This is a genomic window from Nocardioides sp. P5_C9_2, from assembly GCF_054049555.1.
Window position 1 is genome coordinate 1 of the sequence record NZ_JBFUMD010000437.1, and the last position, 3355, is coordinate 3355.

The 3355-nt window shown below is 74.3% G+C and carries 4 protein-coding genes; all 4 read left to right on the plus strand.

The window, feature by feature from the left end; translation table 11 throughout:
* A partial coding sequence (locus ACXJKL_RS17645; protein WP_457208316.1) for a phosphoribosylamine--glycine ligase occupies positions 1-813 on the plus strand: 813 nt, incomplete at its 5' end.
* 1 nt (position 814) lies between these two features.
* Complete coding sequence (locus tag ACXJKL_RS17650; RefSeq protein WP_457208317.1) at positions 815-1654, plus strand: DUF402 domain-containing protein; 840 nt, start codon at positions 815-817, stop codon at positions 1652-1654.
* Positions 1651-3069 carry an adenylosuccinate lyase gene (purB, locus tag ACXJKL_RS17655; protein ID WP_457208318.1) on the plus strand — a complete coding sequence of 473 codons (1419 nt, stop codon included), beginning with the start codon at positions 1651-1653 and terminating at the stop codon, positions 3067-3069. Before ACXJKL_RS17650 ends, purB begins: the two co-directional genes overlap by 4 nt.
* Complete coding sequence (locus ACXJKL_RS17660; protein ID WP_457208319.1) at positions 3066-3353, plus strand: acylphosphatase; 288 nt, start codon at positions 3066-3068, stop codon at positions 3351-3353. The genes purB and ACXJKL_RS17660 overlap by 4 nt, the downstream gene beginning before the upstream one ends.
* The last annotated feature ends 2 nt before the right edge of the window (positions 3354-3355 follow it).

The following is a 3355-nucleotide window of genomic DNA, read 5'->3' on the forward strand; positions in this document are numbered from 1 at the left end:
ACCCCCGACCGCGACGCCGCCCCCGCGCCCGCCCCCGCCAGCGAGCCGGTGGAGCTCGAGGAGTACCACGCCGCCCCCGAGCGCTCGCACTTCGCCGTCTGCGACGGGAGGACCGCGCGGGCGCTGCAGCCGGCGCAGGACTTCAAGCGCATCCTCGACGGTGGTCGCGGCCCCAACACCGGCGGCATGGGCGCCTACTCGCCGCTGCCGTGGGCGCCGGCCGACCTCCCCGAGCAGGTCCTCGCCACCGTCGTGCAGCCCACCCTCGACGAGATGGTGCGCCGCGGCGCCCCCTTCGTCGGCACCCTGTACGTCGGTCTCGCGCTCACCGCCGACGGCCCGCGGGTGATCGAGTTCAACTGCCGCTTCGGCGACCCGGACGTCCAGCCGGTCCTGGCCCTGCTGACCTCCCCGCTGGGCGACCTCCTCAGGGCGGCCGCGGACGGCGACCTGGGCGCCGTACCCGACCCGACCTTCGCAGAAGGTGCCTCGGTGACCGTGGTGATGGCCAGCGCGGGCTACCCGGAGTCGTCCTCGACGGGTGACGTCGTCGTCGGCACCGAGACCCTCGCGGTCGAGACCGACGTGGACGTGATCCACGCCGGCACGGCCCGCACCCCGGCAGGAGAGCTCGTCACCGCCGGGGGGCGGGTGCTCGCCGTGCGTGCGGTCGGCTCCGACGTCGCCGACGCGCGGGCCAAGGCCTACGAGGGCATCAACACCATCTCGTTCCCCGGCGCCCAGTGGCGCCGGGACATCGCCGCCGAGCCGCTGGGCGTCGTCGAGGGCGCCTCCCTCACCGGGGAGCAGTGAGGTGACCGACGCGCGCGAGGAGCAGGTCGTCACCGACTCGGGCGGCACCATGCGCCGGTTCACCGGCCCGGTCGCCCCGGAAGTGGAGGCCGACCTGGAGGTGCTCGAGCCGCTCCGGGTGCCGTACGACGCCGCGGTGCGTACCCCGGGCACCGCGCCCTTCCTCGAGGCGGGCTCCGTCGTCAGCTGGCACTACGCCCTCGGCGTCGACGTCCTGCGGGTCGTGCGCGACGACGAGCGTGGTCTGGTGGCCTGGCTGCCCGCGGGCTCCGAGCGCCTGGCCGTCGTCCCGCGCGACGGCAAGGGGCTGCGCCAGCGCAGCCTCGACGAGCGGGCCGGGCTCGCCGCGAGCCGCGACTACGACCGCCTGACCCGCACCTGGGACGGCACCGGGATCCTGCGGGTCGCGCCCACCGGGGTGCCGTGGTCCCTCTGGTACTTCTGGGAGGACGACGGCTCCTTCGCCGGCCACTACGTCAACCTCGAGCTGGTGCACCAGCGGCCGGTCTCCGGCGAGGCGCGGGTGCTCACCCGCGACCTCACCCTGGACCTCTGGCTCGACGCCGGCGGCAGCGACACCGACGACGGCGGCGGCAGTGACGGCAGCGACGACGCCGGGCTGTGGCTCAAGGACGAGGACGAGCTCGCCGCCTTCACCCGGGCGGGCCTCTTCACCGCCGAGCAGGCCGGCGCCCTCCTCGCCCTCGCCGACCGGGTGCGGGCCGAGCTCGTCGAGGCCCGGGCCTGGCCGCTGGACGAGGAATGGGAGTCCTGGCGGCCCCCCACAGACATGGACCGACCCCTGATGCTCGCCGACGCACCCCACCTGGAGACCCGATGACCGTCCCCAACGTCCTCGCCACCCGTTACGCCGGGGCCGACCTGGCCGCGATCTGGAGCCCCGAGCACAAGATCGTGCTCGAGCGGCAGCTGTGGATCGCCGTCCTCACCGCCCAGCGCGACCTCGGGGTCGACGTCCCCGACGGCGTGATCGAGGCCTACGAGAAGGTCGTGGACCAGGTCGACCTCCCGTCCATCGCCGCCCGCGAGCGGGTCACCCGCCACGACGTGAAGGCGCGCATCGAGGAGTTCGCCGCCCTCGCCGGCCACGAGCACATCCACAAGGGGATGACCAGCCGCGACCTCACCGAGAACGTCGAGCAGCTCCAGGTCAAGCAGTCCCTGGCCCTGCTGCGCGACCGTGCGGTCGCCACCCTGACCCGGCTCGCTCGGCTGGCCGCCGAGCACGAGACCACCGTGATGGCCGGCCGTTCGCACAACGTGGCCGCGCAGGCGACCACCCTGGGCAAGCGCTTCGCGACCGTCGCGGACGAGCTGCTGATCTCGGTCCAGCGGGTCGAGGAGCTGCTCGCCCGCTACCCGCTGCGCGGCATCAAGGGACCGATGGGCACCTCCCAGGACATGCTCGACCTGCTCGGCGGCGACGCCTCGAGGCTCGACGAGCTCGAGACCCGGGTCGCGGCGCACCTCGGCTTCGACCACGTGCTGACCAGCGTCGGCCAGGTCTACCCGCGCTCGCTGGACTTCGACGTGCTGTCCGCGCTGGTCCAGCTGACCGCCGCGCCGTCCAACCTGGCCACCACGATCCGGCTGATGGCCGGCATCGAGCTGGTGACCGAGGGCTTCAAGGAGGGCCAGGTCGGCTCGTCGGCGATGCCGCACAAGATGAACACCCGCTCCTGCGAGCGGGTCAACGGGCTAGCGGTCATCGCCCGCGGCTACCTGTCGATGATCGGCGAGCTCGCCGGCGACCAGTGGAACGAGGGCGACGTCTCCTGCTCGGTCGTACGCCGCGTGGCGCTGCCCGACGCGTTCTTCGCCGTCGACGGGCTCTTCCAGACCTTCCTGACGGTCCTCGACGAGTTCGGCGCCTTCCCGGCGGTGATCCAGCGCGAGCTCGACCGCTACCTGCCCTTCCTGGCCACCACCAAGGTGCTGATGGCCGCCGTCCGCAAGGGCGTCGGGCGCGAGACCGGCCACGAGGCGATCAAGGAGGCCGCCGTCGGCGTGGCGCTCGACATGCGCCGCGGGCAGGCCGACAACGACGTCTTCGACCGGCTCGCCGCCGACCCCCGGCTCGGGCTGACCCGCGAGGAGATCGACGGCCTGGTGGCCGAGCCCATCGAGTTCACCGGGGCCGCGGTCGCGCAGACCCGGGCCGTGGTCGCGCGGGTCGAGGCGCTGGCCGCCGCGCACCCCGGGGCCGCGGCGTACACGCCGGGCGCCATCCTGTGACCGCCGCGCCTGCGCCCACCGCCGTCGACCTCCACGTCACCGGCCGGGTGCAGGGCGTCGCCTACCGCGCCGCGACCCAGCAGGAGGCCGAGCGGCTCGGCGTGACCGGCTGGGTGCGCAACGAGCCCGACGGCTCGGTCGCCGCACACCTCGAGGGCGAGGTGGACGCCGTCGAGGCGCTCGTCGCCTGGTGCCGCCGCGGGCCGACGGGCTCCCGGGTCCGCGACGTCGCCGTCCGTGACGCCGCGGTGGCCGGTGACCGGGGCTTCCGGATCCGCTACTGAGC

Coding starts and splice junctions, on each gene's coding strand:
- purB (WP_457208318.1), top strand. CDS start 1,651: ATGACCGTCCCCAACGTCCTCGCCACCCGTTACGCCGGGGCCGACCTG.